This window comes from Pseudomonas sp. 7P_10.2_Bac1, from assembly GCF_025465935.1.
In the GTDB taxonomy this organism is placed as follows: Bacteria; Pseudomonadota; Gammaproteobacteria; order Pseudomonadales; family Pseudomonadaceae; genus Aquipseudomonas.
This window is the reverse complement of sequence record NZ_JANLNV010000040.1, coordinates 12212-36164: the sequence shown is the minus strand read 5'-3', so window position 1 is coordinate 36164 and position 23953 is coordinate 12212. Positions and strand designations below refer to the sequence as shown.

General features: G+C 58.4%; 21 protein-coding genes. 7 read left to right on the top strand and 14 right to left on the bottom strand.

Going from position 1 to position 23953, the window contains the following annotated elements:
- Window positions 1-45 precede the first annotated feature (45 nt).
- From kch (NTD86_RS07425) to NTD86_RS07365, 13 genes are all read right to left on the bottom strand, one after another.
- Window positions 46-1221 carry a voltage-gated potassium channel protein gene (gene kch / locus NTD86_RS07425; protein ID WP_262201525.1) on the bottom strand — a complete coding sequence of 392 codons (1176 nt, stop codon included), beginning with the start codon at window positions 1219-1221 and terminating at the stop codon, window positions 46-48.
- Between the two features lie 132 nt (window positions 1222-1353).
- Window positions 1354-2526, bottom strand: coding sequence for a voltage-gated potassium channel protein (kch, locus tag NTD86_RS07420; RefSeq protein WP_262201524.1), 1173 nt, complete (start codon window positions 2524-2526; stop codon window positions 1354-1356).
- A gap of 93 nt (window positions 2527-2619) precedes the next feature.
- Window positions 2620-3678: a HoxN/HupN/NixA family nickel/cobalt transporter gene (locus NTD86_RS07415; protein WP_262201523.1), complete on the bottom strand. Its 1059-nt coding sequence runs from the start codon at window positions 3676-3678 to the stop codon at window positions 2620-2622.
- Between the two features lie 24 nt (window positions 3679-3702).
- Entirely contained in the window at window positions 3703-4686 is a 984-nt protein-coding gene (gene yut / locus NTD86_RS07410; RefSeq protein WP_262201522.1) for an urea transporter, read from the bottom strand.
- Between the two features lie 60 nt (window positions 4687-4746).
- The gene (locus tag NTD86_RS07405; RefSeq protein WP_262201521.1) at window positions 4747-5709 is read right to left on the bottom strand and encodes an urease accessory protein UreD; all 963 of its coding nucleotides are present in this window, start codon (window positions 5707-5709) and stop codon (window positions 4747-4749) included.
- Entirely contained in the window at window positions 5706-6362 is a 657-nt protein-coding gene (gene ureG / locus NTD86_RS07400) for an urease accessory protein UreG (RefSeq protein ID WP_262201520.1), read from the bottom strand. Before ureG ends, NTD86_RS07405 begins: the two co-directional genes overlap by 4 nt.
- A gap of 53 nt (window positions 6363-6415) precedes the next feature.
- A complete protein-coding gene (locus NTD86_RS07395; RefSeq protein WP_262201518.1) occupies window positions 6416-7102 on the bottom strand; it encodes an urease accessory protein UreF in 687 nt (228 codons plus the stop codon).
- A gap of 21 nt (window positions 7103-7123) precedes the next feature.
- Window positions 7124-7801: an urease accessory protein UreE gene (gene ureE / locus NTD86_RS07390; protein WP_262201517.1), complete on the bottom strand. Its 678-nt coding sequence runs from the start codon at window positions 7799-7801 to the stop codon at window positions 7124-7126.
- A 101-nt stretch (window positions 7802-7902) separates the two neighbouring features.
- Window positions 7903-9621: an urease subunit alpha gene (locus NTD86_RS07385; protein WP_262201516.1), complete on the bottom strand. Its 1719-nt coding sequence runs from the start codon at window positions 9619-9621 to the stop codon at window positions 7903-7905.
- Window positions 9622-9707: 86 nt separating this feature from the next.
- Window positions 9708-10232 carry an urease subunit beta gene (locus NTD86_RS07380; protein WP_262201515.1) on the bottom strand — a complete coding sequence of 175 codons (525 nt, stop codon included), beginning with the start codon at window positions 10230-10232 and terminating at the stop codon, window positions 9708-9710.
- 51 nt (window positions 10233-10283) lie between these two features.
- Complete coding sequence (locus tag NTD86_RS07375) at window positions 10284-10586, bottom strand: urease subunit gamma (RefSeq protein WP_048369202.1); 303 nt, start codon at window positions 10584-10586, stop codon at window positions 10284-10286.
- A 566-nt stretch (window positions 10587-11152) separates the two neighbouring features.
- On the bottom strand, window positions 11153-12238 hold the full coding sequence (locus NTD86_RS07370) for an FUSC family protein (protein ID WP_262201514.1): 1086 nt from the start codon (window positions 12236-12238) through the stop codon (window positions 11153-11155).
- 153 nt (window positions 12239-12391) lie between these two features.
- On the bottom strand, window positions 12392-13840 hold the full coding sequence (locus NTD86_RS07365; RefSeq protein ID WP_262201513.1) for a PLP-dependent aminotransferase family protein: 1449 nt from the start codon (window positions 13838-13840) through the stop codon (window positions 12392-12394).
- A gap of 153 nt (window positions 13841-13993) precedes the next feature.
- Here NTD86_RS07365 and NTD86_RS07360 point away from each other — a divergent pair, with 153 nt between their 5' ends.
- Together NTD86_RS07360 and NTD86_RS07355 are read left to right on the top strand one after the other, a co-directional pair.
- Entirely contained in the window at window positions 13994-14767 is a 774-nt protein-coding gene (locus NTD86_RS07360) for a class II aldolase/adducin family protein (protein WP_262201512.1), read from the top strand.
- Window positions 14768-14910: 143 nt separating this feature from the next.
- Complete coding sequence (locus NTD86_RS07355; RefSeq protein ID WP_262201510.1) at window positions 14911-15945, top strand: ABC transporter substrate-binding protein; 1035 nt, start codon at window positions 14911-14913, stop codon at window positions 15943-15945.
- Between the two features lie 55 nt (window positions 15946-16000).
- On the opposite strand, the gene NTD86_RS07350 is transcribed toward NTD86_RS07355, so the two are convergent.
- Window positions 16001-16786: an SDR family NAD(P)-dependent oxidoreductase gene (locus NTD86_RS07350; RefSeq protein ID WP_262201509.1), complete on the bottom strand. Its 786-nt coding sequence runs from the start codon at window positions 16784-16786 to the stop codon at window positions 16001-16003.
- Between the two features lie 345 nt (window positions 16787-17131).
- Between NTD86_RS07350 and NTD86_RS07345 the strand changes: the two genes are divergently transcribed.
- From NTD86_RS07345 to NTD86_RS07325, 5 genes are all read left to right on the top strand, one after another.
- A complete protein-coding gene (locus NTD86_RS07345) occupies window positions 17132-18040 on the top strand; it encodes a LysR family transcriptional regulator (protein ID WP_262201508.1) in 909 nt (302 codons plus the stop codon).
- A gap of 155 nt (window positions 18041-18195) precedes the next feature.
- A complete protein-coding gene (locus NTD86_RS07340) occupies window positions 18196-19746 on the top strand; it encodes an MFS transporter (RefSeq protein ID WP_262201507.1) in 1551 nt (516 codons plus the stop codon).
- A complete protein-coding gene (locus NTD86_RS07335) occupies window positions 19743-20807 on the top strand; it encodes an HlyD family secretion protein (protein ID WP_262201506.1) in 1065 nt (354 codons plus the stop codon). Before NTD86_RS07340 ends, NTD86_RS07335 begins: the two co-directional genes overlap by 4 nt.
- Window positions 20804-22234 carry an efflux transporter outer membrane subunit gene (locus NTD86_RS07330; RefSeq protein WP_262201505.1) on the top strand — a complete coding sequence of 477 codons (1431 nt, stop codon included), beginning with the start codon at window positions 20804-20806 and terminating at the stop codon, window positions 22232-22234. Before NTD86_RS07335 ends, NTD86_RS07330 begins: the two co-directional genes overlap by 4 nt.
- A gap of 288 nt (window positions 22235-22522) precedes the next feature.
- On the top strand, window positions 22523-23842 hold the full coding sequence (locus NTD86_RS07325) for an MFS transporter (RefSeq protein WP_262201504.1): 1320 nt from the start codon (window positions 22523-22525) through the stop codon (window positions 23840-23842).
- Window positions 23843-23953 lie beyond the last annotated feature (111 nt).

The window sequence follows — 23953 nt, the reverse complement described above, 5'->3', positions numbered from 1 at the left end:
GTGATCACGGCTTCGTTGCTTTTCTCAGGGACTAGGGGGGCCTCTTTACCCCAGTGAAGTCCGTTTGCCGAAGAACATGTCCGTGATCAGGTCATTGTTGATTTTGTCGCCTTCCAGGGTGCGTATCAGCAGTTCACTGCCCAGCAGCGGCAGTGACAGGAGCATGGTCGGGTTGACGCGTTTGACCTTGGCGATGTTCTGGGTGTCATTGACCAGCGCAATGATTTTAGTGTGCTCGCCTGCCACTTCTTTGGCCGCCAGGATGGTGAATACGTTCTGCGCATCGCTGTCACAGAGGGTGACGATGTATTTGGCTTCACCAACGTCCGCCATTTTGAGGGTCGCGGTTGCCGACGGATCCCCTTGGATGATGTCGGCTTTGGCTGGCAACGCATGCTGGCTGCCCGGCGCACAGATCACGGTGACGTGTTCGCCACGCTCGGTCAGGCCTTTGTAGACGTTCTGGGCCATAGAGCCGGCGCCGACCAGGATGTAGTGCTTTTTACGCGCCATGTGAGTGATTCTGCCTTTGACGATGCGCTGGATATTGTTGCTGATCAGCGGGCCGACAATGGACGCGACCGAAATGGCGAAGATGGTGATGCCCAGGATAATCACCGTCAGGCAGAAATACCGCGCCACGGTGGAGTGCGGCAGGATGTCGCCAAACGCCACAGTGGTCATCACCTCAAGGGCGAAATACAGCGCGGTGGCCAGGTCTGTGACCGGCGGTGCGAACTGTTCGCCCAGGTACAGGGTGCCCAGCGTGCTGTAGACGGTCAGCGAGGCAATGCTGACCACCGCAAAAAAGCTGCCGGTGGCCAGGCTGTAGTGATCGAACCGTCGCCAGTAGTACAGCAGCACGGCCACGGTCAGCAGCGAGAAATAGGTGACGCTGCTGGGTTTTTTCACGATGAACAAGTCGATGCACACAGACGCTACCAGTAACAGCAGCGCGAAAAACCAGCTGATACGCGACTTGATCATCAGCCCGAATGACATCAGCAACAGCACGACACCGGTGATGACCACGGGGATTTCCAGCAAGGCTAAAAAGCCCAGGGCGTCTTTCCATGAGCGGAATGCGTCGCCGGCGGCCTCGGTGTGTGCGAACCATCGTTGCAGCACCGGTACAAACATCGCACAGCCATTGATGGCCACCAGCAAGGCCACTCCATAGGCAAAGCCGAGCCGTGATTTAACATCCTGTAAGAGCGTCATAGTGCCTACCTACCACATGTCCGTTATGAGGTTCGGGGGAGTGTAGGACAGGTTCTGAGGTTTACGCGGATAGCGCGGATGCGCCTGCGATGGCCGTTATTCTGGCCATCGCAGGCCGCGGGAGGGGAGGGATTACAGCGTACTGCGTTTGCCAAAGAAGATTTCGGTGATCAGGTCGTTGTTGATCTGATCGCCTTGCAGGGTACGCACCAGCAGTTCACTGCCCAGTAATGGCAGGGACAGCACCATGTTCGGGGCAACGCGCTTGACCTTGGGAATGTTCTGGGACTCGTTGACCAGAGCGATGATTTTGGTGTCGTCTCCGGCTACTTCTTTTGCCGCCAGAATGGTAAAGACATTGTCTGCATCGTTGTCGCGCAAGGTGACGATGTATTTCGCTTCATCGGCACCGGCCTGCTTGAGGGTCACGGTTGAAGAGGGATCACCTTCGATGATGTCGGCGTTCTCTGGCAAGTCGTGCTGACTGTTAGGCGTGGCGAGGACGGTGACGTGTTCGCCGCGGTCGGTCAGGCCTTTGTAGACGTTCTGCGCCAATGAGCCGGTACCGGCCAGGATGTAATGATTTTTACGGGCCATATGGGAAATCCTGCCTTTAACAATGCGTTGGATGTTGTTGCTGATCAGGGGGCCGGCAATCGACGCTACCGACACAGCGAAGATGGTGATGCCCAAGATGATCACAGTGAGCGTGAAAAACCGGGCATCGGTGCTGTGGGGCACGATGTCGCCAAAGCCGACGGTCGACATCACCACAATGGAGAAATAGAGCGCCGAAGGCAGATCGTTGACCGGGGGGGTGAACTGATCACCCATGTACAGCGTGCCAAGGGTGCTGTAGACAATCAGCGAAGCGATACTGACGATTGCAAAGAAGCTGCCAGTGGCCAGGCTGTGGTGGTCAAAACCGCGCCAATAAAAGATCAGCAAGGCGATGGTGAACAACGAGAAGTAGGCGACGCCGTTGGGATTCTTCACGATGAAAAAATCCACGCAGACCGTGGAGATCAACAACAGCAGCGAAAAGAACCAACTGATACGTGATTTGAGCAACAGCCCGAATGACATCAGTATCAGCAGGAAACCAACGACGAATCCGGGAATTTCCAGCAGGGCCAGAAAACTCAAGGCCTCTTGCCATGAATTGAAGACCCCGCCTGCCGCATTGGAGTGGGCGAGGCCGCGTTGTACCACCGGTAGAATCAAGGCCAGGCCATTGATAGCCGCCACCAGGGCGACCCCGTAGGCAAATGAGAGTCGCGATTTAACTTCCTGTAATAAAGTCATAATTCCTACGACGTGTCTATTTAGGGGTTTCAGGAGTGTAGGTCAGGTTACTACGGTTGACCGTGCAGGCGTTGCGCGCCTTGACCGGCGTTTTCAGCCGCTGGCTCCCAGACGGTCATAGCCGCGCAGATAATAATTGAGCCCTGAGATCATCCAGCACAGCACGAACAGGGCGATGATCCAGTAACCAATTTCACCAAAATTGTCGTTGAGGGCGGCGATGGGTGCCCAGATCCCTCCTGTGAGTTCAAGTTTGTCGGCGATCAGCCCCAGGGCTTCGACGCCGCCGATAAACAGTGCCACAAACACCGACGCGGCAGTGATGGTGATGTTGTAGTAGAGCTTGCGCACGGGCTTGGAGAAGGCCCAGCCGTAGGCACCGATCATCACGAAGTTATCCAGGGAATCGATCAGCGCCATGCCCGCGGCAAACAGCACCGGGAACACCATGATTGACCACAGGTTGATGCCTTGCGTGGCGCTGGTGGCGCTGATACCCAGCAGTCCGACTTCAGTGGCGGTGTCAAAACCCAGGCCGAACAGAAAACCCACCGGGTACATGTGCCAGCTTTTGTTCACCAGATTGAACAACCGGCCAAAGATCCGGGCCATCAAGCCCCCTTTGTTGGCGACCAGCAGATCAAGTTCTTCAGGGGGCAAGGCGTATCCAGCCTTGACCTTCCTGAACTGTCGGTACACCGACACCAGAATCACCAGGTTGAGCACGCCGAACAGCAGCAGAAAGACCGATGACACCAGTGTGCCAATCAAGCCGCCGGTTTCATGGAACCACTCCATGTCGTCCTTGAAGGCCATGGCAGTGGCCGCAATCGCAAAGGAGGCGAGCACCACAATGGTCGAGTGCCCCAATGAGAACCATGTACCCACGGCAATCGGCCGTTTGCCTTGTTGCATCAATTTGCGCGTGACGTTGTCGATGGCCGCGATGTGATCGGCGTCCACCGCATGGCGTAGCCCGAATCCGTAGGCCAACAGTGCGGTGCCCATCAGTATCGGGTTGCTGCCGAATTCTATAAAAGCCCAGGCCCAGGCCAGCAGGTTGGCGACGACCAGCCCTATCAATAACGAGATTGCCCGCCTTTTGGTATCGCCGGGCTCAGAACGGCTGAAAGGGTAAGCGATAGCGGTCATTGTGATTCCTCAAAAGCACTGGATTTATTGACGATGGGAAGGCATTACGTCCTTGTTCGGCACCAGAAACAACCATGACGCGAGCACAAACGGCATGGTCAGGGTCGGGATGCCGACAGGGCCCAGCACAGTATTCAAAGCACCCTGTACAAATACAGTGAAAATTACACCGATCACTGTGTAGATCAGTACACGCAAGCGCGGTTTGTTGAAGGTTGAACCCAGTGCAATCGCCGTCAGTACTGCGCTGAACGCATACAGCCCATTGTTGATACTTGAATGTTCGGCCTGCAATACAACCGCTACCAGCACCGCCAACAAGGAGCCCAGCAGACCGAAGAGCGCTGCCCATATCGAGGACACTGCCAGCCCCGCCAAAAACAATAAACTGCCCACCACGGTACTGATCAGGAACACTTCTGAGATGCCATGGAACGTGGCTTGGAACAGGTTGATGCCATCGAGCAGATCGTGATTGTGCGTAATCAGGTCGTGGGGCAGGTCAGGTGGCGGGAGCGCGTTGCTGGTCAGGCCGCCGAAGGCATAGCTGGCCAGCAACATGGTCCACGTCACCAGCACGAAAGGCGCCGTGAGGGCCGCGACTTTCCAGGTTTTCAGGATGTCGGCGATGCAGATGGTGACAATCACCGACACCACGCCGCCGAGAATGATGCACAGCCAGACGATGGGGGTGACTTCTAGAAAGGTCGGCAAGCCAACCCCGACCAGGCAGCCGTTATAGCCAAACAGTCCAGCTTTCCAGGACGTGCGGTCCTTGAGATGTCTACCAGTCAAGGTGGCAGATACGGTGCCCAACACGCTACCAAAGGCAACCGCCGGATTGCCCTCGGCAAAAGCGCCCACAAAAATGGCGGCAAAAAACAGCAAGCCGGTCAGCGGGTTGTTCTGGAACATGACCTGCGCGCAACCGCGCAGGCTAACGTCAATAAACTCCAGAAGCCTGTTGCCGTCCGCCAGTTGCGACCACTTGGATAACCCCGCTTGCATATTGACTCTCCCCATAGAGCCCCTGCGGGCGCCGGATCTGCCGGCGCTCACCGGCAGCGTTTATTTCCACAAGAATGGCGGCGGCAAGCTCACGCCGAGAATTTCTTCACGAGCAACCCTCCAGAACGCACGGATCTGCGCTTTGACTTCGCCGCTGTCATTGCCCAGCACCTTGAAGATCAGCCCGCAATGGTTGGGCAGACGGGTGACACCACTGGCCACGCCCGCCTTAAGGTCAAATACGGCTGGCACCCGTTCAACGATGCGATCGTGATGCTCGCTGGGCGTGAGCAACACGACGTTGCCGAACACGTCGAAGGTTTGCATGATGCCCACAGCGTCCAGGCTTTCTGTTTTCGGTTCCAGGACGTACTTCTCGACAAACAGCTCCTTGCCTTCAAGGGTTTCGGCGCACACTCGCGAGGAGTACACGTCAAAGCCAAAGCGTTCATCCACATGATGGTACTTGCGCCCCGACATCAGGGTTTCGCAGTAAATGGCGGTGGCCGTCGGATGGATTTTGATCTGCGTGTCGGTGATGAACCGCGCATCGCGATGGGGAATCAGTGGGTCGGGCATGAACTCCAGGTAGCCGTTTTCTTCAATTCGCAAGTGCTGTACTTGCGAGGCGTAGTTGGCATTCATGGAGTGGACTTTGGTTGCTGACTGGGTCGTAACATGCCCGCAGGCACCGACCCCCACATTCACATCAGTGGCCAGTCGGTCGCCCTGAAGCACACAGCCCGAGGTCGAAATCATGGTGACGCAAGGCAGCTGGGGCATTGCTTCATCCCAGTACAAGGCTTTTTGCACCAATGACGGGACGCGTCGTTCCATGTCCGCAAGGACGCTGCGATTCGCGCGCTTTTCAAAGCCCAGCCGCAGGTAGCCACTTTTACCGACCGCGCCGCTGTGCATTTGCGGCGGTTCGTCCTGATAGCGCGCGAGCTCCGGGGCAGTGTTGCCCACGGAGTGCGCGCGCCGCCGTGACGGCGTGTTCACAATCTGGTTGTGCACGGTCATGCCGTGACCCCGGAATGGGAGGCCGGTGCGCTAGGTTTGTGAGCGAACAGGAACATGTGTTCGATCATGTCCACCAACGCCTCTACACCCTGGCCGGTCTTGCAGTTGGTGAGGATGTAAGGACGCCCGCCACGCACCACTTGGGTGTCGCTCTCCATCACGTCCAAACTCGCGCCCACGTAAGGGGCGAGGTCAATTTTGTTGATGATCAGAATGTCCGCCTGCACCAGCCCCGGACCGTTCTTGCGCGGGATTTTCTCGCCTTCGGCCACGTCGATCACGTAGATATAAAAGTCCGCCAGCGCGGGGCTGAAGGTCAGCGTCAGGTTGTCGCCGCCGCTTTCGATCATGATCAAGTCGCTGTCCGGGAACTTCTCTTCCATCTCTTCGACGGCGGCGATGTTCATGCTCGGATCTTCGCGCACCGCCGTGTGTGGGCAGGCACCGGTCTCGACGCCGAGGATCTTGTCTTCGTCGAGAATGCCCTTGAGCGTACGCTTGACCTGCTTGGCATCTTCGGTGGTGACAATGTCGTTGGTGATGATCAGCGGCTTGTAGCCGCGATTGATCAGGATCGGCGTGATCACTTCGATGACTGCGGTTTTACCTGAGCCGACCGGGCCGCCGATACCAATACGCGTAATCTTTTTCACAGGATCTTCCTTAATAAAGTGGAACTGATTTCGTCTGGGTTGCTGCCCGTGCCTCAGTTCATGAACAGGCGTACGTGGGCTTTGACGTGGACCGCCGCAAGCACATCGACGATGGGCACGTAGGAGGACATTTGATCGATGTCACCGATTTCGGCGATGTCACAGAAGGTCTCGATGTCATGGTTAAGCTCGAACAGGATGCGTTGGGTGTCGAGGTGGGTGACACGCATCAGGCGCATGGCCGCGCTGAGGATGGTCATGGCCACACCGTACTGGTGCATGACCACCACCTCGCGGGCGCCAATGCCTTGGCTCGACATGACCAACGCCTGGGTGACGGGGTAGGTGCCGGCGGCATTGCCGGCCTTGATCTGCTCAAGCCACCAGCGCACCAGCGGCTTTTCAACCACGTGGATCGACATTTCGGCGAGCTTCTTACCCATGCGCGTGGCCATCAACCGGCTTTCTTCGTTGAGTTTGCGATTGTTGACGGCCCAGTCGACGCGCAGGATTGCTTCGCGATCATCAGCCATGGCGGCCCGGTGCGCCGCCACCACGCCCATGCCGTCACAACTGGCCGCCTGTTTGAGAGCAGTGAGGACAAAGCCTTTTAGCGTGGCGACATCGTGAACAATGCCGGTCTGAATGGCCGACTCCACGCCGTTCGAGAACGTAAAGGCCCCGACTGGCAGTACCGAGTCGCCAAACTGCATGATGCGAATCAGGTCTGATGCGTTCATCCTAAGCGCCTTCTGCCGGGGTTAATGCTTGTGTTCATGGCTGTGGAACGTCAGGCCGTTGTCATGGCTATGGCTGTGCGGGTCATGCAGGTACTGGCCCTTGATCTGCAAGGCTGCGGCTTCGAGCTTGTCTTGCGGGCTGGCGACATGCACGTGGGTGGCGGTTTCTTCCGCGCCACCAAACAGCAGCCGTGCCTCGGAAGCGGTCAGGTTGGGCAGCACGGCAGCACCGCTGATAAAGGCATATGGCAAGTGTTCAAAGCCGTGGGTGCGCATCACCGAATCCATCATTTTGGTTTCGACGGTCAGCGGGATGTACACCTCGTTGTTTTTCGTCACGGCTTTCCAGTGCTGGTTACCCAGCGCATGACCGAGTTCAAAACTGGTCTTGATCAGTACGTCCAGCGGCTGCTGCTTGAGTTCCTTGAGATCGATCACCATTACGTCGCGCAGGTTGAGTTGCACCACCACGGCACTTTTGTTGGCTTCATCCCACATCAGCACGTCGCCATCGGCCAGCACCACGTTGCGCTCCAGCGAGATGCCGAGATCGAGCCCGCCCACGCTGGTGCGACGGCAACGGCTTTTTTGCGCTTCACGCTGGTCCAGAATCAGCAAGTCGACCTTGGCGCCTTCAAGCTTTTGCTTCCAGGCCGGATCTTTCTTGGCATTGCCCAGAATGTGTTCAATCAAAATCACGTCACAAACTCCTTTTTGACCCTGTAGGGGCCAGCTTGCCTCGCGCCTTTTGATCGTTGAAAAGATCGCCAGGCAAGCTGACTCCTGCAGGTTTGGGTGTCTTAGCCGAAGAAATAGCGCTGGTTCATGGCGGCCACGTCGATCGGGTCGCAGGTGACGTGCACGCCGTCGACCTTCACTTCAAAGGTCTCAGGGTTCACATCAATCTTTGGTGTCTGGTCGTTGCGCACCAGGTCTTTTTTGGAAATGGTGCGGCAGTTGCGAATCGCCATGACCTGGCGATCCAGACCGGCTTTTTCCTTGACCCCGTCTTCAAGGGCGGCCTGGGACACGAAGGTCACGCAGGTGTCCTGCAGGGTTTTGCCGAAAGCGCCGAACATAGGGCGGTAATAGACGGGCTGCGGTGTGGGCAGGGAGGCGTTCGGGTCGCCCATGGCGGCCCAGTTGATCATCCCGCCCTTGATCACCATTTTGGGTTTGGCCCCGAAGAAGCGTGGGTCCCAGAGCACCAGATCGGCCATCTTGCCGACTTCGACCGAGCCCAGCACATGGCTCACGCCCTGAGCGATGGCTGGGTTGATGGTGATTTTGGCGACGTAGCGCAGAACGCGGAAGTTGTCGTTGTCGGGGCTGTCTTCCGGCAGTTTGCCGCGTGAGGCTTTCATTGCATGGGCGGTTTGCATCACCCGCAACCAGTTCTCACCCACCCGGCCCATGGCCTGGGAGTCGCTGGAAAACATGGAGATCACGCCCATGTCCTGCAACACGTTTTCGGCGGCGATGGTTTCCGGGCGCACCCGGCTTTCAGCGAACGACACGTCGGCGGGCACGTTGGGGTTGAGGTTGTGGCAGACCATGATCATGTCGAACAGCTCAGCCTGGCTGTTGACGCCATAGGGCAGGGTAGGGTTGGTCGAGCTGGGCAGCACGTTGAGCTGGCTGGCCACGCGGATGATGTCCGGTGCGTGACCGCCACCCGCGCCTTCGGTGTGGAACGTGTGAATGGTGCGGCCTTCGAAGGCATCAATGGTGTCTTCGACGTAGCCGCCTTCGTTCAGGCTGTCAGTGTGAACCGAGACCTGGATGTCCATTTCATCGGCAATGCGCAGCGAGTGGCGCAGGGCGTTGGAGGTGGCGCCCCAGTCCTCATGGACCTTGAGCCCGGCTACGCCGGCGATGATCTGCTCGGCCAGAGGCGCATGCGCATAGGAGTTGCCTTTGCCCAGCAGGCCGACGTTGATCGGCAGGCCTTCAAGTGCGCGCAGCATGTTGCGGATGTTCCACGGGCCCGGGGTCACGGTGGTGCCGTTGGTGCCGTCAGTGGGGCCAATGCCGCCACCAAAGAACGTGGTGATGCCGTTGGACAGGCCGTGATACGCCTGTTGGGGCGAGATCAAGTGAATGTGGGTGTCGATCCCGGCTGCGGTCAGGATCAAGTGCTCACCGGAGATGGCATCGGTGCTGACACCCACCACCATGTTGGTGCTGATGCCGGGCATCACATCCGGGTTGCCACTTTTGCCGATGCCGCAAATCTTGCCGTCACGGATGCCAACGTCGGCCTTGATCACGCCCTGGATCGGGTCAATGATGGTGACGTTGGTAATCACCAGGTCCAGCACACCATTGTCACGGGTCAGATTGTTGTTGTGGCCCATGCCATCACGCAGGGATTTGCCCCCGCCGTAGACCGACTCTTCGCCATAGCCGCGCAAGTCCTTTTCGATTTCGACGAACAGATTGGTGTCACCCAGGCGGATTTTGTCGCCCGTGGTGGGCCCAAACAGGCCTGCGTATTCTTTGCGTGAAATAGTTGGCATCGGTGGCTCCTTTCTAATGCCGCGCAGGTGTTGATCGCTCAGCCGCGCAGGTGCAAAAAATGTAAGTGCGTGAGGTGCCGGGTGGGCTACTGGCCGGTCTTGGAAAACTTGAAGCCAAGGTCGGTCGCACGCTGGATGGCTTGCAGTTTCTCTGCGCGCTCATGCACGGCGATGGTGTCGTCCGGTGCCCAACCATCGACCAGGTTGTTAAAGCCGTAGACGGTCTGCTTGCCGCCGTACGGAATCAGCGAGACCTCGATTTCATCGCCGGGCTCAAAGCGGATTGCCGTGGTCGAGGTGATATTCAGGCGTTTGCCAAAGGCGGCTGTGCGGTCGAACTCCAGGGCGCGGTTCACTTCAAAAAAGTGATAGTGCGAACCGATCTGGATCGGACGGTCGCCGGTGTTGCGCACTTTCACCGTGGTCACCGGGCGATCTTCGTTAAAGCTGATTGGCGTGCTGGCGTAAATAACGCCGCCCAGCGGCACATCCTCTTCATGGCCCTGCTGCACGCCACTCGGGGTTTTGGCATCCGGGATGTGATGCGCCGGATGCGTGTCTTGATGGACGCTGGCGGGTGCAGCAGGGGCAGCGGGTTTTTTGGTACTCATGACGAATTCCTCGAAACAGGTCTGTGTGCGTTGACCGGCCAAGCCGGGCCGTTACTTGATCGGATCGTGGACTGTGACCAGGCGGCTGCCGTCAGTGAAAATCGCTTCAACCTGCACGTTTGGAATCAGTTCGCTGACGCCTTCCATGACGTCGTCCTTGGTCAGCACCTTGCTGGCCTCGGTCATCACATCTTCCACCGACTTGCCATCGCGGGCACCCTCCAGGGCGGTCACAGTGATAATTGAAACGGCCTCCGGGTAGTTCAGCTTCAAGCCACGTGCCTTGCGGCGCAGGGCCACGTCCGACAAGGTGTACACCATCAGTTTGTCGATCTCTCTGGGGGTGAGCTGCATAAGCCCTCCTGTCTACAGTGCGGTAAAAAATGAATGTTCAGCCTGCTGTTCAAGGCGTGACCCTGCGCCAGGCTGATAGCGTCCACATCGACGCGCTGGCAGCGCGGCGGTCCGTTCAGGTTGGGTGGCATTGAGTGAGAGCTTTAATGAAGTTTCCAGGCGCGCAATACACTAGGACGGTTGATTTCCTCAGGAGGAAATCCGGGTTCATTTTGGGCACTAATCGAATAGCAGTGCGGAGGCGGGTGTGTCTCATCGGCTCAACCGTTCTAATCCATTACGGTGGGGGCGATCTGAGCCTAGACGATATTTTTTGACTGGTGAGCAGTTGGCGAAGTATTTGAACGCTGGGTTGCTAAAACGTTGGATTCGTGATCGAGGGCTGTTTTTTAAAAATTCGATTAAAAACAGTAAGTTATTTATCTTTTTGGTGTTTTTTAAAGGAGTTTCCAAGCATTTTCGCTGGCTTAAATATTCATCTTTAGGTGTAAATTCTTAATATTTAGTAGGTTAATTCCTACTGGGTAAGTGGGAATTAACCGAAATAAATAGATGGCTTGTTACAGTTATGCTTCTCGAGGCCCCTCTGTCGACCGATTTTTCTGATACAGCGCGGCATGCAACTGATCATTCAGTTCGGTCAATTGCTGGAGCATCTGCAGAGTCAGCCAGACGTAGGCATAGAAGGGCGTTTCGGCATTGGTGTGATCGGCGTATTGCAGAGCCAGGTCCTTGAGATCTCGGGTGGTCTGGCGCAACTGGTCGCTGATTGCATTGTCGCCGATGCCCATGCACAGCTTGTTTTGCAATGACTCCAGCGCCTGGGGAATCAAGAGCCGGGCATCGCGCAAGACCGGTTCTTTTTCGATCAGTGTGTGGCTCTCGGCTGACGACCAGTAGGCGTCGATCATCAGTGACAAGGTCGACAGCACATTACGGTGCAGCGTCTGCAGAGAATGCAACACCGCAGGCTTCAATTTGCTTTCGTTGCTGGCCGGGACGATGTATTTGCGCAGTTTGAGGACAGTGTCGAGCTCATCCTTCAGTTGCTCTTCTAGGGCGGGGCGCTCAAGGGTTTTCTTCGAAAAGTAGTTTTCATACAGGGACTTGAGTTTGCCCAGGCTCTGGCTGAAGGTTATCCGCCAGTCGGTGTAGGCGCGCTGCGGATAGATGCTGGTGTAGATCATTGCCAGCACTGAGCCGCTCAATACATAGACGCTGCGCAGGACCGCCGACTCCATGTCATTGGGCGGGGAGCAACTGACTACCGCCAGAGTGGAGCCGATGAGCAAGGCCATATAAGGGTGCTTGCCGAGCGTCAGGTAACCGGCGACAAAAATGACCAGCGCGCACCACAGCAGCATGGACGGATACGAATAGATCTCAATAAGCAGCGCGATCAGCCCGGACACCGCGCCGATGACCGTGCCGCCGGTGCGTTGCAAGGCCCTCGAAAACACATTGCCCCAATACGGTTGCGGTCCCATCACGATCAGCAGGGTAATCAGAATCCAGACAGCGCCGTCCAGCTTGAAATAGCGGATCACGACAAAAGTGATCAGAAACGCCAGGCTGATGCGAACGGCGTGAATCCAGCGGTATTGCTTGCAGATCAACTGTTCAAGGCTGGAGATCTTTTTATTCAACTGCATAGAAAGCCCCACGACGGCTATGGATCGCGCAGCCAGCGTAGTTCAGGCTGGCGCGATTGACCATGCGCCATACCCTAATCTGCGCCCTCTCCCTTCGGAAGAGGGCTAGGGTGAGGGAGGCTTTCAAATAGAGAGGATTTGAGGACATATCCGTTACTGCGGCAATGGCCTCTCAAGGTCCCGGCCTGACTGGAAGCGCTCTATTTCCCGCTCCAACAACCTGTAAATGCGCTCATCCAGCGAATGCGCCACATTGAATCGCATCCACGGAATGATCTGCGCGTTGGGCATAAACAATTGGCCAGGGGCGAGCAGGATTTTTTCGTCCCGGGCTTTGGTTGCCAGCGCGGTCGAGTCTTCGATCAAGGGATGACGGGCCCACAGAAACATCCCTGCATGGGGTTTGACAAATAGCTCCATGCCCACGCCTTCCAGCAATCGTGCGACGGTTTCGTGGGCGTCAGCGAGGTTGCTTTGCAACTGTTTGACGTGTTTGCGGTGGCGGCCTTGAAGCAACACTGTCAAGGCAAGTTCTTCAGTCAGCTGCGAGGTGGTGAGGCCGCTGACCAGCTTGAGCGGCACTAACTCGTCGATCAGTTCCTGGTGCGCCGCTACAAATCCGACCCGCAATGCCGGGGCAATGGTTTTCGAAAAGCTGCCGATGTAGATCACCCGCGACAGCTGATCCATGCCGGCCAGGGCTTGCTGGCCGGAGCTGTCGAGGTCGGCATAAATGTCATTTTCGACAATCAGAAAGTCGTACTTTTCAGCCAGTTGCAGCACCCGGTGTGCCACTGCCAGTGACAGGCTGGTGCCGGTTGGACAGTGCAGACGGGTGTTGGTGAAAAACACTTTGGGCCGATGCTGGACAATCAGCGCTTCAAGCACCTCAAGGTCGAAACCATCGCGGGTGCGCGGTACTCCCAGCAGCTTGGCCCCTTGCAAACGCAAGTTGAGGAACAGGTTGTGATAGCCCGGTTCATCGACCAGTACGCTGTCACCGCGTTGCACCAGATAGCGCGTAACCAGATCCAGCGCATGGCTGCCGCCGCTGGTCAGCATGATTTGCTCGGGGTGCGCAGCGATGCGCGTGTCTGCCAGTTTTTCTGCGAGTTTGCCGCGCAGCCGCAACGAGCCTTTGGCCTGCCCGTAACCGGAAAAACTGCCAGGCTCGCTGCGGGCCAAGGTGCGCAGGCCGCGTTGCAGGCCGTCGTGGTCAGTCCACTGCTCGGGCAGCAGGCCGATGCCCGGGCGTAATTCCATGCCCATGGGCTGGAAGACTTTTTGCAGCAGCAGGTGCGCGTCAAAGTCGAACTCAGTGTCTTGCTCGTGGGGCACCGGGACGGGATCGGGGCGCGGGTTCCCTGCGCTGCTGCGTACATAGAAACCGGCATTGCGCACCGGCGTCAGGTGACCGAGCGCTACCAGACGGTCGTAGGCTTCGACAGCGGTGAAGTGGCTGACCTTGTGGGTTTGTGCGAATTTGCGGATCGAAGGCAGTTTGCTGCCGGATTTCAGCCGGTGTTCTTTGATCGCCAGGCTGATCCCCGAAACGATCTGGTTGACCAGTGACTCCTCGGAGTCGGGATCCAAAAACATCATAAACATCCGTCCAGGCTCTAAGGGCTGCGGTGTGTGTACCGGTAAAAAAACCATAACAGTAATGCGCTGGCAGCAGGTTTTCTGTGCATGGTCGCCGGTGACGTGCGGGGGCAAGCTTATGCCATTCCCCCCTCAATCGAACAAGGACCCGCGATGCACGACACGCCTTTTCAATTCGACCGCAGCCTGATTTCCGATGACGAGTGGAAAACCCGTTGCGATCTGGCTGCACTTTACCGGCTGGTCGCGCATTTTCGAATGACCGATCTGATCGACACGCACATTTCCGCTCGGGTGCCGGGTGAAGAAGGGCACTTCCTGATCAACCGCTACGGCGTTTTGTTTCATGAAATGCGCGCCTCCGATCTGGTCAAGATCGACTACGAGGGCAATACCGTCGATGCCCAGCACGGCCCCGACAGCGTCAACCGTGCGGGTTTCAACATCCATTCAGCGATTCATGCCGCGCGCCATGACATCAGTTGCATCGTGCATACCCACACCTCGGCGGGCATCGCGGTGTCCGCACAGGAAGACGGCTTGTTGCCGATCAGCCAGCACGCGCTGAAGTTCTACCGGCGTCTGGGTTACCACGATTACGAAGGCATCGCCCTTAATCCCGATGAGCGCCAGCGACTGGTGCGCGACCTGGGCCCGCACATGGTGATGATTTTGCGTAACCACGGCTTGCTCGCCACGGGCCGTTCGATTGCCGAGGCGTTCAATCAGATTTACTTCCTGGAGCGTGCCTGTCAGGCCCAGGTTCAAGCGCAGGCGGGCGGGGCGATTTTACGGTTCCCATCCGAGGCCGTGTGTGAGTTGACCGCTCAACAGTCCGATGACGAGATTGAGCACAACCTGCATGAACTGGCTTGGTCGTCTGTGTTGCGTCTGATTTCCAACGATGAAGGGGACTACCAAAGCTGAGGGACAGCAGCGGTCAGGTCGTCAACGGCCTGACTCAACACTCGACTGGTCCCAGAACCAGATGTGTGAAACTGGGCGCTCGCTCAGTGAGCGCTGCCAAGCGTGATTCAACTCTGCCATAACAATTAATCCTAGAGGTAGATATGAAAAAGACAGCAATCGGAGCCTTGCTTATCGCGGCTATTTCGGCCAATGCGATGGCTGACGAAATTACCGTGATTTCGTTTGGTGGTGCCAGCAAGGACGTGCAGACCGACGCGTTCTACAAGCCTTTCGCCAACGCCAGCGGCAACAAAGTGATCGCGGGTGAGTACAACGGCGAGATGGGCCGGATCAAAGCCATGGTCGACACCAAAAGTGTCAACTGGGACGTCGTGCAGGTCGAAGCGCCGGAGCTGATTCGCGGTTGCGAAGAAGGCCTGTTTGAACCCCTCGACCAGAGCAAGCTAGGCAACCCGGCAGACTACGTACCCGGCACGCTGTCCGAGTGTGGCGCCGGTGTACTGGTGTGGTCGATGGCCATGGCCTACAACGGTGACAAAGTCAGCAGCGCGCCGACCGGCTGGGCCTATTTTTGGGACACCCAGAAATTCCCTGGCAAACGCAGCCTGCGCAAAGGCGCCAAGTACTCGCTTGAAGTGGCGTTGATGGCCGACGGCGTACCGTATGCCGACATCTATAAACAGTTGTCTACCAAAGAAGGCGTGGATCGCGCGTTCCGCAAGCTCGATCAGATCAAGTCCGATATCCAGTGGTGGGAAGCCGGCGCGCAACCGATGCAGTTTCTGGCCAGTGGTGACGTGGTCATGACCACCGCCTTCAATGGCCGGGTATTCGCCGCTCAACAATCCGGTGCCAACCTTAAAGTGGTCTGGAACGGCAGCATCTACGCCATCGACTCGTGGGCGATCCCCACAGGCAGCAAAAACAAGGCCGTGGCCGAAGACTTTATCGCTTTCACCCTCAAGCCGGAAAACCAGAAGATCCATACCCAAGAGTTGGGCTACGGCTCGGTCAACCTGAACACCGCAGCGTTGTTGGACCCGGCCCTGGCTGCGCGGCTGAATACCGCACCGGATAACCTGGCCCAGGCCATGCCGATCAATAACGAATTCTGGGTTAACCATGGCGAAGAACTGGAACAACGCTTCAATTCATGGGTCGCCAAAACCAAGTAACGGCGGCTAAACAATGCGGCCTGCCAGCAGGCCGCGTTGTTTATGGCGCAGAGGCTCAGATCACTGGAGTGCGCCCGCCGTTCACCGGCAGGATCGCGCCGACGATGTAGCTGGCGCGGTCGCTGGCCAGGAACAACGCCGCGTCGGCCACTTCCTCGGGCTTGCCGTAGCGCCCCAGTGGCACGCTGGCGACACCGCGCGCCAAGGCTTCTTCCGGGGAAATATTCAAACGCTTGGCTTCCACGGCCACGGATTGCTCAACCCGCCCGGTGAGGGTGTAGCCGGGGTTGATGCCGTTGATCCGAATACCCTGCGCGGCATAGTGTTCGGCCGCACCGACGGTTGCCAACATCAATGCCGCATTGGCGGCCCCGCCTGACAGGTGAGTGCTGGTAGGCACCTTGCCCCCAGAACCGATGATATTGACGATGACGCCCTGGCCGCGGGCGCTCATAGAGACCAGTACGGCTTGCTGGCTATTGATCACCGGGAAGTATTTGTCTTCCATGCCCGCCCGCAGCGCCTGGCCGTCCAGGTCTTTGGGGTCATAACGTTTGGCAGCCCCGGCGCTGTTGATCAGGATGTCGACCGGCCCGTGCTGGGCCTCGATATTGGCGATTACCTGCACGGCATTTTCATAGACCGACAGGTGGGCTGCAAAACCGCTGGCCTGGATGCCTTCGCTTTTCAGCGTCTTGAGCGCCGTTTCGATGTTTTCGAGTGAGCGCGACACAATCACCACACGGGCCTGTTCTTGCCCGAACGCACGAGCGCATGCCAGACCGATGCCCTTGCTGCCGCCGGTAATGACCACGAGTTTTCCATGCAGATTGAGATTCATGCCAGGGTTCCTGTCGATGGGGTTCATGGGTGAGCATCATAGGCGCATTGCTGCGGTGCGGAGCAAGTCGGGATCGATGAACATCGATGGCAGGCAGGGGAGCGGCCAGTGGAATAAAAAAGGCCATTAGCGGACGGGGGATCCGCTAATGGCCAAGATTCTCAAACCAAAGAGAGCGTCAGGCATCGACCTGACGGCGTGCAATGTACCTGCGACTCGTTTTGTTAGCTAGCTAAGTAGCGGTGATACAGTTTTACCTGCTGCGCAACAATGGGGCGTGTGCTTCCAACAAGCCTGGCAGGTGTATCTGGCCTCTGCGAACGTTAAACGCTAACCTTGCGACCCATGCAAATACCTGACTTGAATCTACTGGTTGCCTTGAATGTCTTGCTCGAAGAAGGCTCTGTGGTGGGCGCTGCCCGGCGTATGAATCTGAGCGCCCCGGCCATGAGCCGCACCCTGACGCGTATCCGTGAAGTGCTGAACGACCCGATTCTGGTGCGTTCCGGGCGTGGCCTGGTGCCCACCCCACGGGCCTTGGAGTTGCGCGAGCAGGTGCGCGGTGTGGTGGAGTTGGCGCATGGGGTGTTTACCCAAAGCCAGGACAGTGATCTGCGCTCACTGGAGCGCACGTTCAGCATCCGCTCCAACGATGTGTTTTTTGGTGTCTATGGCGAAGCCTTGCGTCAACGAATGGCCCTGGAGATGCCCAAGGCCACCTTGCGGGTGGTGCCCGAGGGGTTTACTGATGACCAGGCGCTCAACGAAGGGCGGATTGATCTGACCATCTGCGCCACCAACAAGTTTTCCCCGGACATCAAGGTCCAGCGCCTGTTTAACTGCCCTTTTGTAGGGCTGGCGCGAGAAGATCACCCCATCTTCGATCAGCCAATCAGCGTGCAGCGATTCACCGAGTTTGACCACATCAGCGTCTCGCGCCGTGGTGTACCGCGTGGGCCGATTGATTCGGTGCTGGCCGAAATGGGCTTTGAACGACGTGTGTCGTTTACCACGCCGACCTTTTATTCCGCCATCTTCGCTCTCGCGGCTTCGAACCTGATTTTGCCGCTCATGCCCAAGTTACTGCTCAGCACCCTGGAGCCCATGGGCTTGAAGGTGCGTCCGTTCGAACTGCCCATCACGTTGCAGGCTGTAGAGATCTCCCAGGCGTGGCACCCGCGTCTGGACAATGACCACGCACACCGCTGGCTGCGTCGTACCCTCAAGACGTTATGCGATACCGCTACCGATTGATTGTGGATTGCGTCTGACGCACTCCACAGTTAGCGATTTATCAATTTTTGTAGCAATGCCGCTTGGTTAAACTTTTTGTCATCTAGTTAGAAGACGGAGTTAGCCATGTATTGGCGTGTTAAACGTGTGCGTGATTGGGCGCAGGGAGCCTGGCGGTGACGTCGCTGGCCGCAGGTTCGGTCAGCGTTGCGCCGCCGCCTGCCGCAGCACCGCCAGCCAGCGCGGCTTTTGGCCTGCGCATTTTTACCGGGCTGGTCGGCGTGCTGTTGGCGGTGCTGGTCTCGGGTTTTAACGAGAACGTCACCAAAGTCGCGATGCCAGACATTCGCGGCGCGATGGGTATCGGTTATGACGAAAGCACCTGGTTGCTGGCGGTGTATTCCGCCACCTCGATCAGTGCCATGGCCTTTGCCCCATGGTGTGCGGCGACGTTCTCGCTGCGCCGCTTTACCTTGTGTGCAATTGGCGCATTTTTGCTGTTGGGCGTGCTGTGCCCGTTAGCCCCAAATGTGTCTGTGCTGATGTTTCTGCGCACCTTGCAAGGGTTTGCCGGGGGCGCGTTGCCGCCGATGCTGATGTCGGTCGCGCTGCGTTTCTTGCCTGCCAATATTCGATTGTATGGATTGGGCAGCTATGCGTTGACTGCCACGTTCGGCCCCAGCTTCGGCACGCCGCTGTCTGCCTGGTGGGTAGAGTACGCGGGGTGGCAGTGGGCGTTCTGGCAAGTCATTCCGTTGAGCCTGCTGGCCATGGCATGCGTGGCCTGGGGCTTGCCACAAGACCCGCTGCGCCTGGAGCGGTTCAAACAATTTGACTGGCGTGGGCTGCTGCTCGGCATGCCCGGTTTGATCATGTTGGTGCTGGGTCTTGAGCTGGGGCAGCGACTGAATTGGTTCGAGTCCGAAATGATCCGGATCTTTATCGTCGGTGGGCTGGCGTTGCTGGTGCTGTTTTTCATCAACGAATGGTCGCATCCGCTGCCGTTCTTCAAATTGCAGTTGCTCAAGAACCGCAACCTCTCCAGCGCCTTGCTGACCTTGGCCGGGGTGCTGTTTGTGCTGCTGGCGGTGATCAAGATTCCTTCCAGCTACCTGGCTGAAATCCAGGGTTATCGACCGCTGGAAACCGCGCCGGTGATGCTGATGGTGGCAGTGCCGCAGCTCATAGCACTGCCACTGGTGGTCGCGCTGTGCAACTTGCGCTGGGTCGATTGCCGCTGGGTGCTGGCACTGGGGCTCGGTTTGCTGGCGTTGGCCTGTGTGATCGGTTCGCAGGTGACCTCGGTGTGGAGCCGCGAGAACTTTTACAGCTTGCAGGCGATTCAAATCATCGCTCAGCCGATGGCCGTGATCCCGTTGCTGATGCTGGCCACTGGTGGTCTGAATCCGGCTGATGGGCCATTCGCCTCCGCCTGGTTCAACACGGTCAAGGGCTTCTCTGCAGTGGCCGCGGGCAGTGTGTTGCAAGTGCTGACCATCAGCCGCGAGCACTTCCATTCCATGACCTTGGTGGACCGCCTGGGCAACTCGCCGCTGGTGTCTGCCGGTGTTGACCTGGCGCGCCGGGTGCACCAGCAGGCGATGGTGCTGACCTCGTCAGACTTGTACCTGTGCATGGCCGGTGTCGCCGTTTTAATGATCGTAATTATTCCGTTTGGCCCGACGCGGATTTATCCGCCGGGAACACCTGTGGGAGCAGTGAAATGAGTACTACAAGCGGGCGCAAGCCTTTAGTGATGGTGGGCGCGGGATTACTGGCACTGGCCGTGCTGTACGGGCTGTGGCGAGTGGTGTTTGCCAGCGGAACGCAGCAGAGCACCAATGACGCTTACGTGAGTGCTGACTTCACCCTGATCGCGCCGAAGGTCGCGGGGTTTATTGATGAAGTGCTGGTGGAGGACAACCAGCCAGTCAAGGCCGGGCAATTGCTGGCGCGCATTGACGCGCAGGACTATCAGGCCAACTTGCAGGCGGCGCAAGCCGGTGTGGCCACAGCGCAGGCGCAGGAGGTGAATGCGCAGGCGATGCTGGCGCGCCAGCGTTCGCTGATCGAGCAGGCCAAGGCTACGGTCGATGCTGATCTGGCCCAGGTGGAGTTCGCCGAGCACGAGTTGCAGCGTTATGAGCACCTGGCCGGGCAGGGCGCAGGTACTCTGCAAAACTCTCAGCAGGCGAAGAACCGCTCGCAGACGGCCCGTGCGCAATTGGCCCAGCATAAAGCGGCGCTCGAAGCGGCGCGTCAGCAGACCCAGGTATTGGCCGCTCAACACACGGCTGCCCAGGCTTCGGTGCAACATGCGCAGGCCTTGCAGGCACGGGCTGAGCTGGAGTTGTCGTACACCCAGTTGGTTGCGCCGTTTGACGGCGTAGTCGGGCGTCGTAGCCTGCGTAAAGGGGCTTACGTCAAGCCGGGCGACACGTTGCTGGCGGTGGTGCCGGTGGCCAAGGCCTATGTGGTAGCCAACTTTTTGGAACATCAGTTGACGCACATGACTGCGGGGCAGCGGGTCATGGTCACGGTCGATACTTTCCCTGGCGAGCAGTTGCACGGCACCGTCGACAGTATTGCCCCGGCCACGGGGGTGACCTTTTCGGCCATCGCTCCAGATAACGCGACGGGCAACTTCACCAAGGTGGTGCAGCGTATCCCGGTCAAAATCACCCTGGACGCCGATCAGCCGTTGACCCAACAACTGCGTCTGGGCATGTCGGTTGATGCGTCAGTCGACACTGCCAGCACGTCCGGGCAGCAGGTCAGTGCACGATGAACATCAAGATTATTGCCTGTGCCGCAATGAGTTACAGCCTGATGCTACTGGGTGGTTGTGTGATGGGGCCGGATTTCAAGGCTCCCGAAACCTCGCTGGGCAAACATTGGGCGCCGACACCCAGCCAGTCCGGGCACAGCGGTACGTCCGAATCGCCCGTGGATGTGCTTTGGTGGGACAGCTTTGGCGACAAGCAGTTGTCTGCGCTGGTTCGCGAAGCCCAGGCGCGTAACCTCGATCTGCAAATGGCTGCCAGCCGGCTTGAGCAAAGCCGTGCCATACGCCGCCAGGTGGCTGCCGACACGTTGCCAGCGGTGGACGCGTCTGCCGACTACAGCCGCAGCCGCAACAGCCAGCGAGGCTTGAGTGATCCGTCCGGTAAAGACGGCAAGCAGGCATTCAACCTGTGGAACGGTGGGCTGGGGATCAGTTGGGAGGCCGATCTGTGGGGGCGGGTCAAGCGCTCCGTCGAGGTGGCCGATGCTTCGGTGCAAATGGCAGAAGAGGACCGCCATGCGCTGCAACTGCTGGTCATCGTCCAGACTGCTCAGGACTACATTGAACTGCGCAGCACCCAGCAAGGGCTGGCGGTGGTCGAGCAGAACCTGCAAATCGCCCAGCGCAGCCTCGAACTGACCCGGCTGCAGCTCAAGGAAGGCGTGGCGACTGAGCTGGAGGTGTCGGAAGCGGCGGCGCAAGTGGCAGAAATCCAGGCGCGGATGGCACCGCTGCAACAGCACAGTGCGCAATTGATCAACGCCCTGAGCCTGTTGTTGGCCCGCGAACCCAGGGCCTTGCAGCAACAACTCAGTACACCGGCCGATGTGCCGTCCTATGCCGCGACTGTACCGATTGGCTTGCCCAGCGAACTGGCCGAGCGACGTCCGGACATCCGCCGCGCGCAGGCCCAACTGCATGCAACTACGGCTGCCATTGGCGTTGCTGAGGCGGACTTTTACCCGCGCATTACTTTGTCCGGGAATGTGGGGTTTCAGGCCTTGCAACTGTCGGACCTGGGCAGTTGGGGTTCGCGTAGTTTTGCCTTTGGGCCGGGCCTGAGCCTGCCCTTATTCGAGGGCGGGCGCTTGAAAGGCGCGTTGCAACTGCAGGAAGGCCGTCAGCAGGAAGCGGGTATCGGCTTCCAGAAAACCGTGCTGCGTGCCTGGCATGAAGTGGACGACGCGCTGGTGGCGTACCAGGCCAACCAGCGCCGCCGCGATAGTTTGCTGCAGGCGGTCGCCCATAACCAACGGGCGCTGGACAGTGTGCATCAGCAATATGCCCAGGGCACGGTGGACTTTCTTAACGTGCTGACCGTGCAAAACGCACTGCTGGCCAACCAGGCGGCGCTCGTCGATAGCACCGCGCAGGTTTCATTGTCGCTTGTCGGCCTGTATGGCGCGCTGGGAGGAGGCTGGCAGGGCTGAGTGATCCAGACCCTATCGCGAGGCAGGCTCGGGCCAAGGATTTGAGGCGCATCCCGAATCCGAAGTACGAGTTTGTCTCGCGATAGGGTCTTTTTAATACCACTCCACTGTAGGAGCGAGCTTGCCTCGCGATCTTTTGATCTTAAAGATCCCGAGGCAAGCTCGTTTGCAGCATTCAGCAAGACGAGTTAAAGCGTTCGTATCTGCGAGGCTGCGCAGGGATTTGTTATGCTCGGCCCTCGAATCAAGCGCCAGCATAGGCGTGTCCAGTTCACTTTGAGCGTATTTATGTCTGCCGATACTCACGCTGTCACGACGCGTTTTTCGCGCTCCGACTATAGAACCCTGGGGTTAGCGGCCCTGGGCGGGGCGCTGGAAATTTACGACTTCATCATTTTCGTGTTTTTCGCCCTGACCCTAAGTCAGCTGTTTTTCCCGCCGGACATGCCGCAATGGCTGCGTTTGCTGCAAAGTTTCGGGATTTTTGTGACCGGCTATCTGGCTCGCCCGTTGGGCGGGATCTTGATGGCGCACTTTGCCGATCATCTGGGGCGTAAACGGGTATTCAGCCTGAGCATCCTGATGATGGCCTTGCCGTGTCTGCTGATCGGGATCATGCCGACGTATGCCGACATTGGCTATTTCGCACCGCTATTGTTGCTGGCGCTACGGATCCTCCAAGGCGCGGCCGTCGGCGGTGAGGTGCCCAGTGCCTGGGTGTTTGTTGCCGAACACGCGCCTGCCGGGCGTCGCGGCTATGCCTTGGGCTTTTTACAGGCCGGTCTGACCTTCGGTTATTTGATCGGCGCCCTGACGGCGACCTTGCTGGCGCAACTGTTTACCCCGGCCGAAATCCTTGATTACGCCTGGCGCTTTCCGTTTTTGCTGGGCGGCGTGTTTGGCGTGATCGGTGTGTGGCTGCGTCGCTGGCTGAGCGAAACCCCGGTGTTTCTGGCGTTGCGCGAGCGCCGCGAGGGCAGGGTAGAGCTGCCTTTGCGCACGGTATTACGGGATTTCCGCCCGTCATTGCTGCCCGCTGCGTTGCTGACCTGCGTGCTGACCAGCGCCGTGGTGGTGTTTGTCGTCATTACCCCCACCGTGATGCAACAGCAGTTCGGCATGACCGCCAGCCACACGTTTGCCTTGAGCAGCGTGGGCATCGTGTTTTTGAACATTGGCTGTGTGTTGGCAGGCCTGATCGTTGACCGGATCGGCGTCTGGCGCAGCATCGTGCTGTACAGCGTGCTACTGCCGCTGGGGATTGGCGTGCTCTACGCCAGCCTGGTCGGGCAATGGGGCTTGCCGGGGCTGGCTTACGCCCTGGCCGGTTTGACCTGCGGGATCGTTGGCGTGGTGCCGTCAGTGATGGTCGGTTTGTTCCCGGCTGAGATTCGCGTGTCGGGCATCTCGTTTACCTACAACATCGCTTACGCGCTTTGGGCCAGTATCACGCCGTTGTTGCTGATTGCCCTGATGCCGTGGAGCCCGTGGGTGTGCGTGCTGTTCTGTGGGGTAATGGGCCTGGTCGGCGTGCTCACGGCCCGCTGGTTCGGCTTTGCCCGTGGCCATCAGGTCGAGCGGCGTTTGCGCGCGTTGGCAGAGGTCTAGCCCGGCCGTGCGCTGGGCTTGGGCTGCGCAAGAGGCGTAGCCCAAAAACCCATCCTGGCGATAGAGCATTATTGACCCGGGCCTGCCCTGAAGGCTGGCATGCCTGGATGC

What these genes read in the sequence shown, in the direction of transcription:
- kch (WP_262201525.1), bottom strand. Translation starts at nt 1,221, where the DNA reads ATGACGCTCTTACAGGATGTTAAATCACGGCTCGGCTTTGCCTATGGA.
- kch (WP_262201524.1), bottom strand. Translation starts at nt 2,526, where the DNA reads ATGACTTTATTACAGGAAGTTAAATCGCGACTCTCATTTGCCTACGGG.
- NTD86_RS07415 (WP_262201523.1), bottom strand. Translation starts at nt 3,678, where the DNA reads ATGACCGCTATCGCTTACCCTTTCAGCCGTTCTGAGCCCGGCGATACC.
- yut (WP_262201522.1), bottom strand. Translation starts at nt 4,686, where the DNA reads ATGCAAGCGGGGTTATCCAAGTGGTCGCAACTGGCGGACGGCAACAGG.
- NTD86_RS07405 (WP_262201521.1), bottom strand. Translation starts at nt 5,709, where the DNA reads ATGACCGTGCACAACCAGATTGTGAACACGCCGTCACGGCGGCGCGCG.
- NTD86_RS07395 (WP_262201518.1), bottom strand. Translation starts at nt 7,102, where the DNA reads ATGAACGCATCAGACCTGATTCGCATCATGCAGTTTGGCGACTCGGTA.
- NTD86_RS07385 (WP_262201516.1), bottom strand. Translation starts at nt 9,621, where the DNA reads ATGCCAACTATTTCACGCAAAGAATACGCAGGCCTGTTTGGGCCCACC.
- NTD86_RS07380 (WP_262201515.1), bottom strand. Translation starts at nt 10,232, where the DNA reads ATGAGTACCAAAAAACCCGCTGCCCCTGCTGCACCCGCCAGCGTCCAT.
- NTD86_RS07375 (WP_048369202.1), bottom strand. Translation starts at nt 10,586, where the DNA reads ATGCAGCTCACCCCCAGAGAGATCGACAAACTGATGGTGTACACCTTG.
- NTD86_RS07370 (WP_262201514.1), bottom strand. Translation starts at nt 12,238, where the DNA reads ATGCAGTTGAATAAAAAGATCTCCAGCCTTGAACAGTTGATCTGCAAG.
- NTD86_RS07365 (WP_262201513.1), bottom strand. Translation starts at nt 13,840, where the DNA reads ATGATGTTTTTGGATCCCGACTCCGAGGAGTCACTGGTCAACCAGATC.
- NTD86_RS07360 (WP_262201512.1), top strand. Translation starts at nt 13,994, where the DNA reads ATGCACGACACGCCTTTTCAATTCGACCGCAGCCTGATTTCCGATGAC.
- NTD86_RS07355 (WP_262201510.1), top strand. Translation starts at nt 14,911, where the DNA reads ATGAAAAAGACAGCAATCGGAGCCTTGCTTATCGCGGCTATTTCGGCC.
- NTD86_RS07350 (WP_262201509.1), bottom strand. Translation starts at nt 16,786, where the DNA reads ATGAATCTCAATCTGCATGGAAAACTCGTGGTCATTACCGGCGGCAGC.
- NTD86_RS07345 (WP_262201508.1), top strand. Translation starts at nt 17,132, where the DNA reads ATGCAAATACCTGACTTGAATCTACTGGTTGCCTTGAATGTCTTGCTC.
- NTD86_RS07335 (WP_262201506.1), top strand. Translation starts at nt 19,743, where the DNA reads ATGAGTACTACAAGCGGGCGCAAGCCTTTAGTGATGGTGGGCGCGGGA.
- NTD86_RS07330 (WP_262201505.1), top strand. Translation starts at nt 20,804, where the DNA reads ATGAACATCAAGATTATTGCCTGTGCCGCAATGAGTTACAGCCTGATG.
- NTD86_RS07325 (WP_262201504.1), top strand. Translation starts at nt 22,523, where the DNA reads ATGTCTGCCGATACTCACGCTGTCACGACGCGTTTTTCGCGCTCCGAC.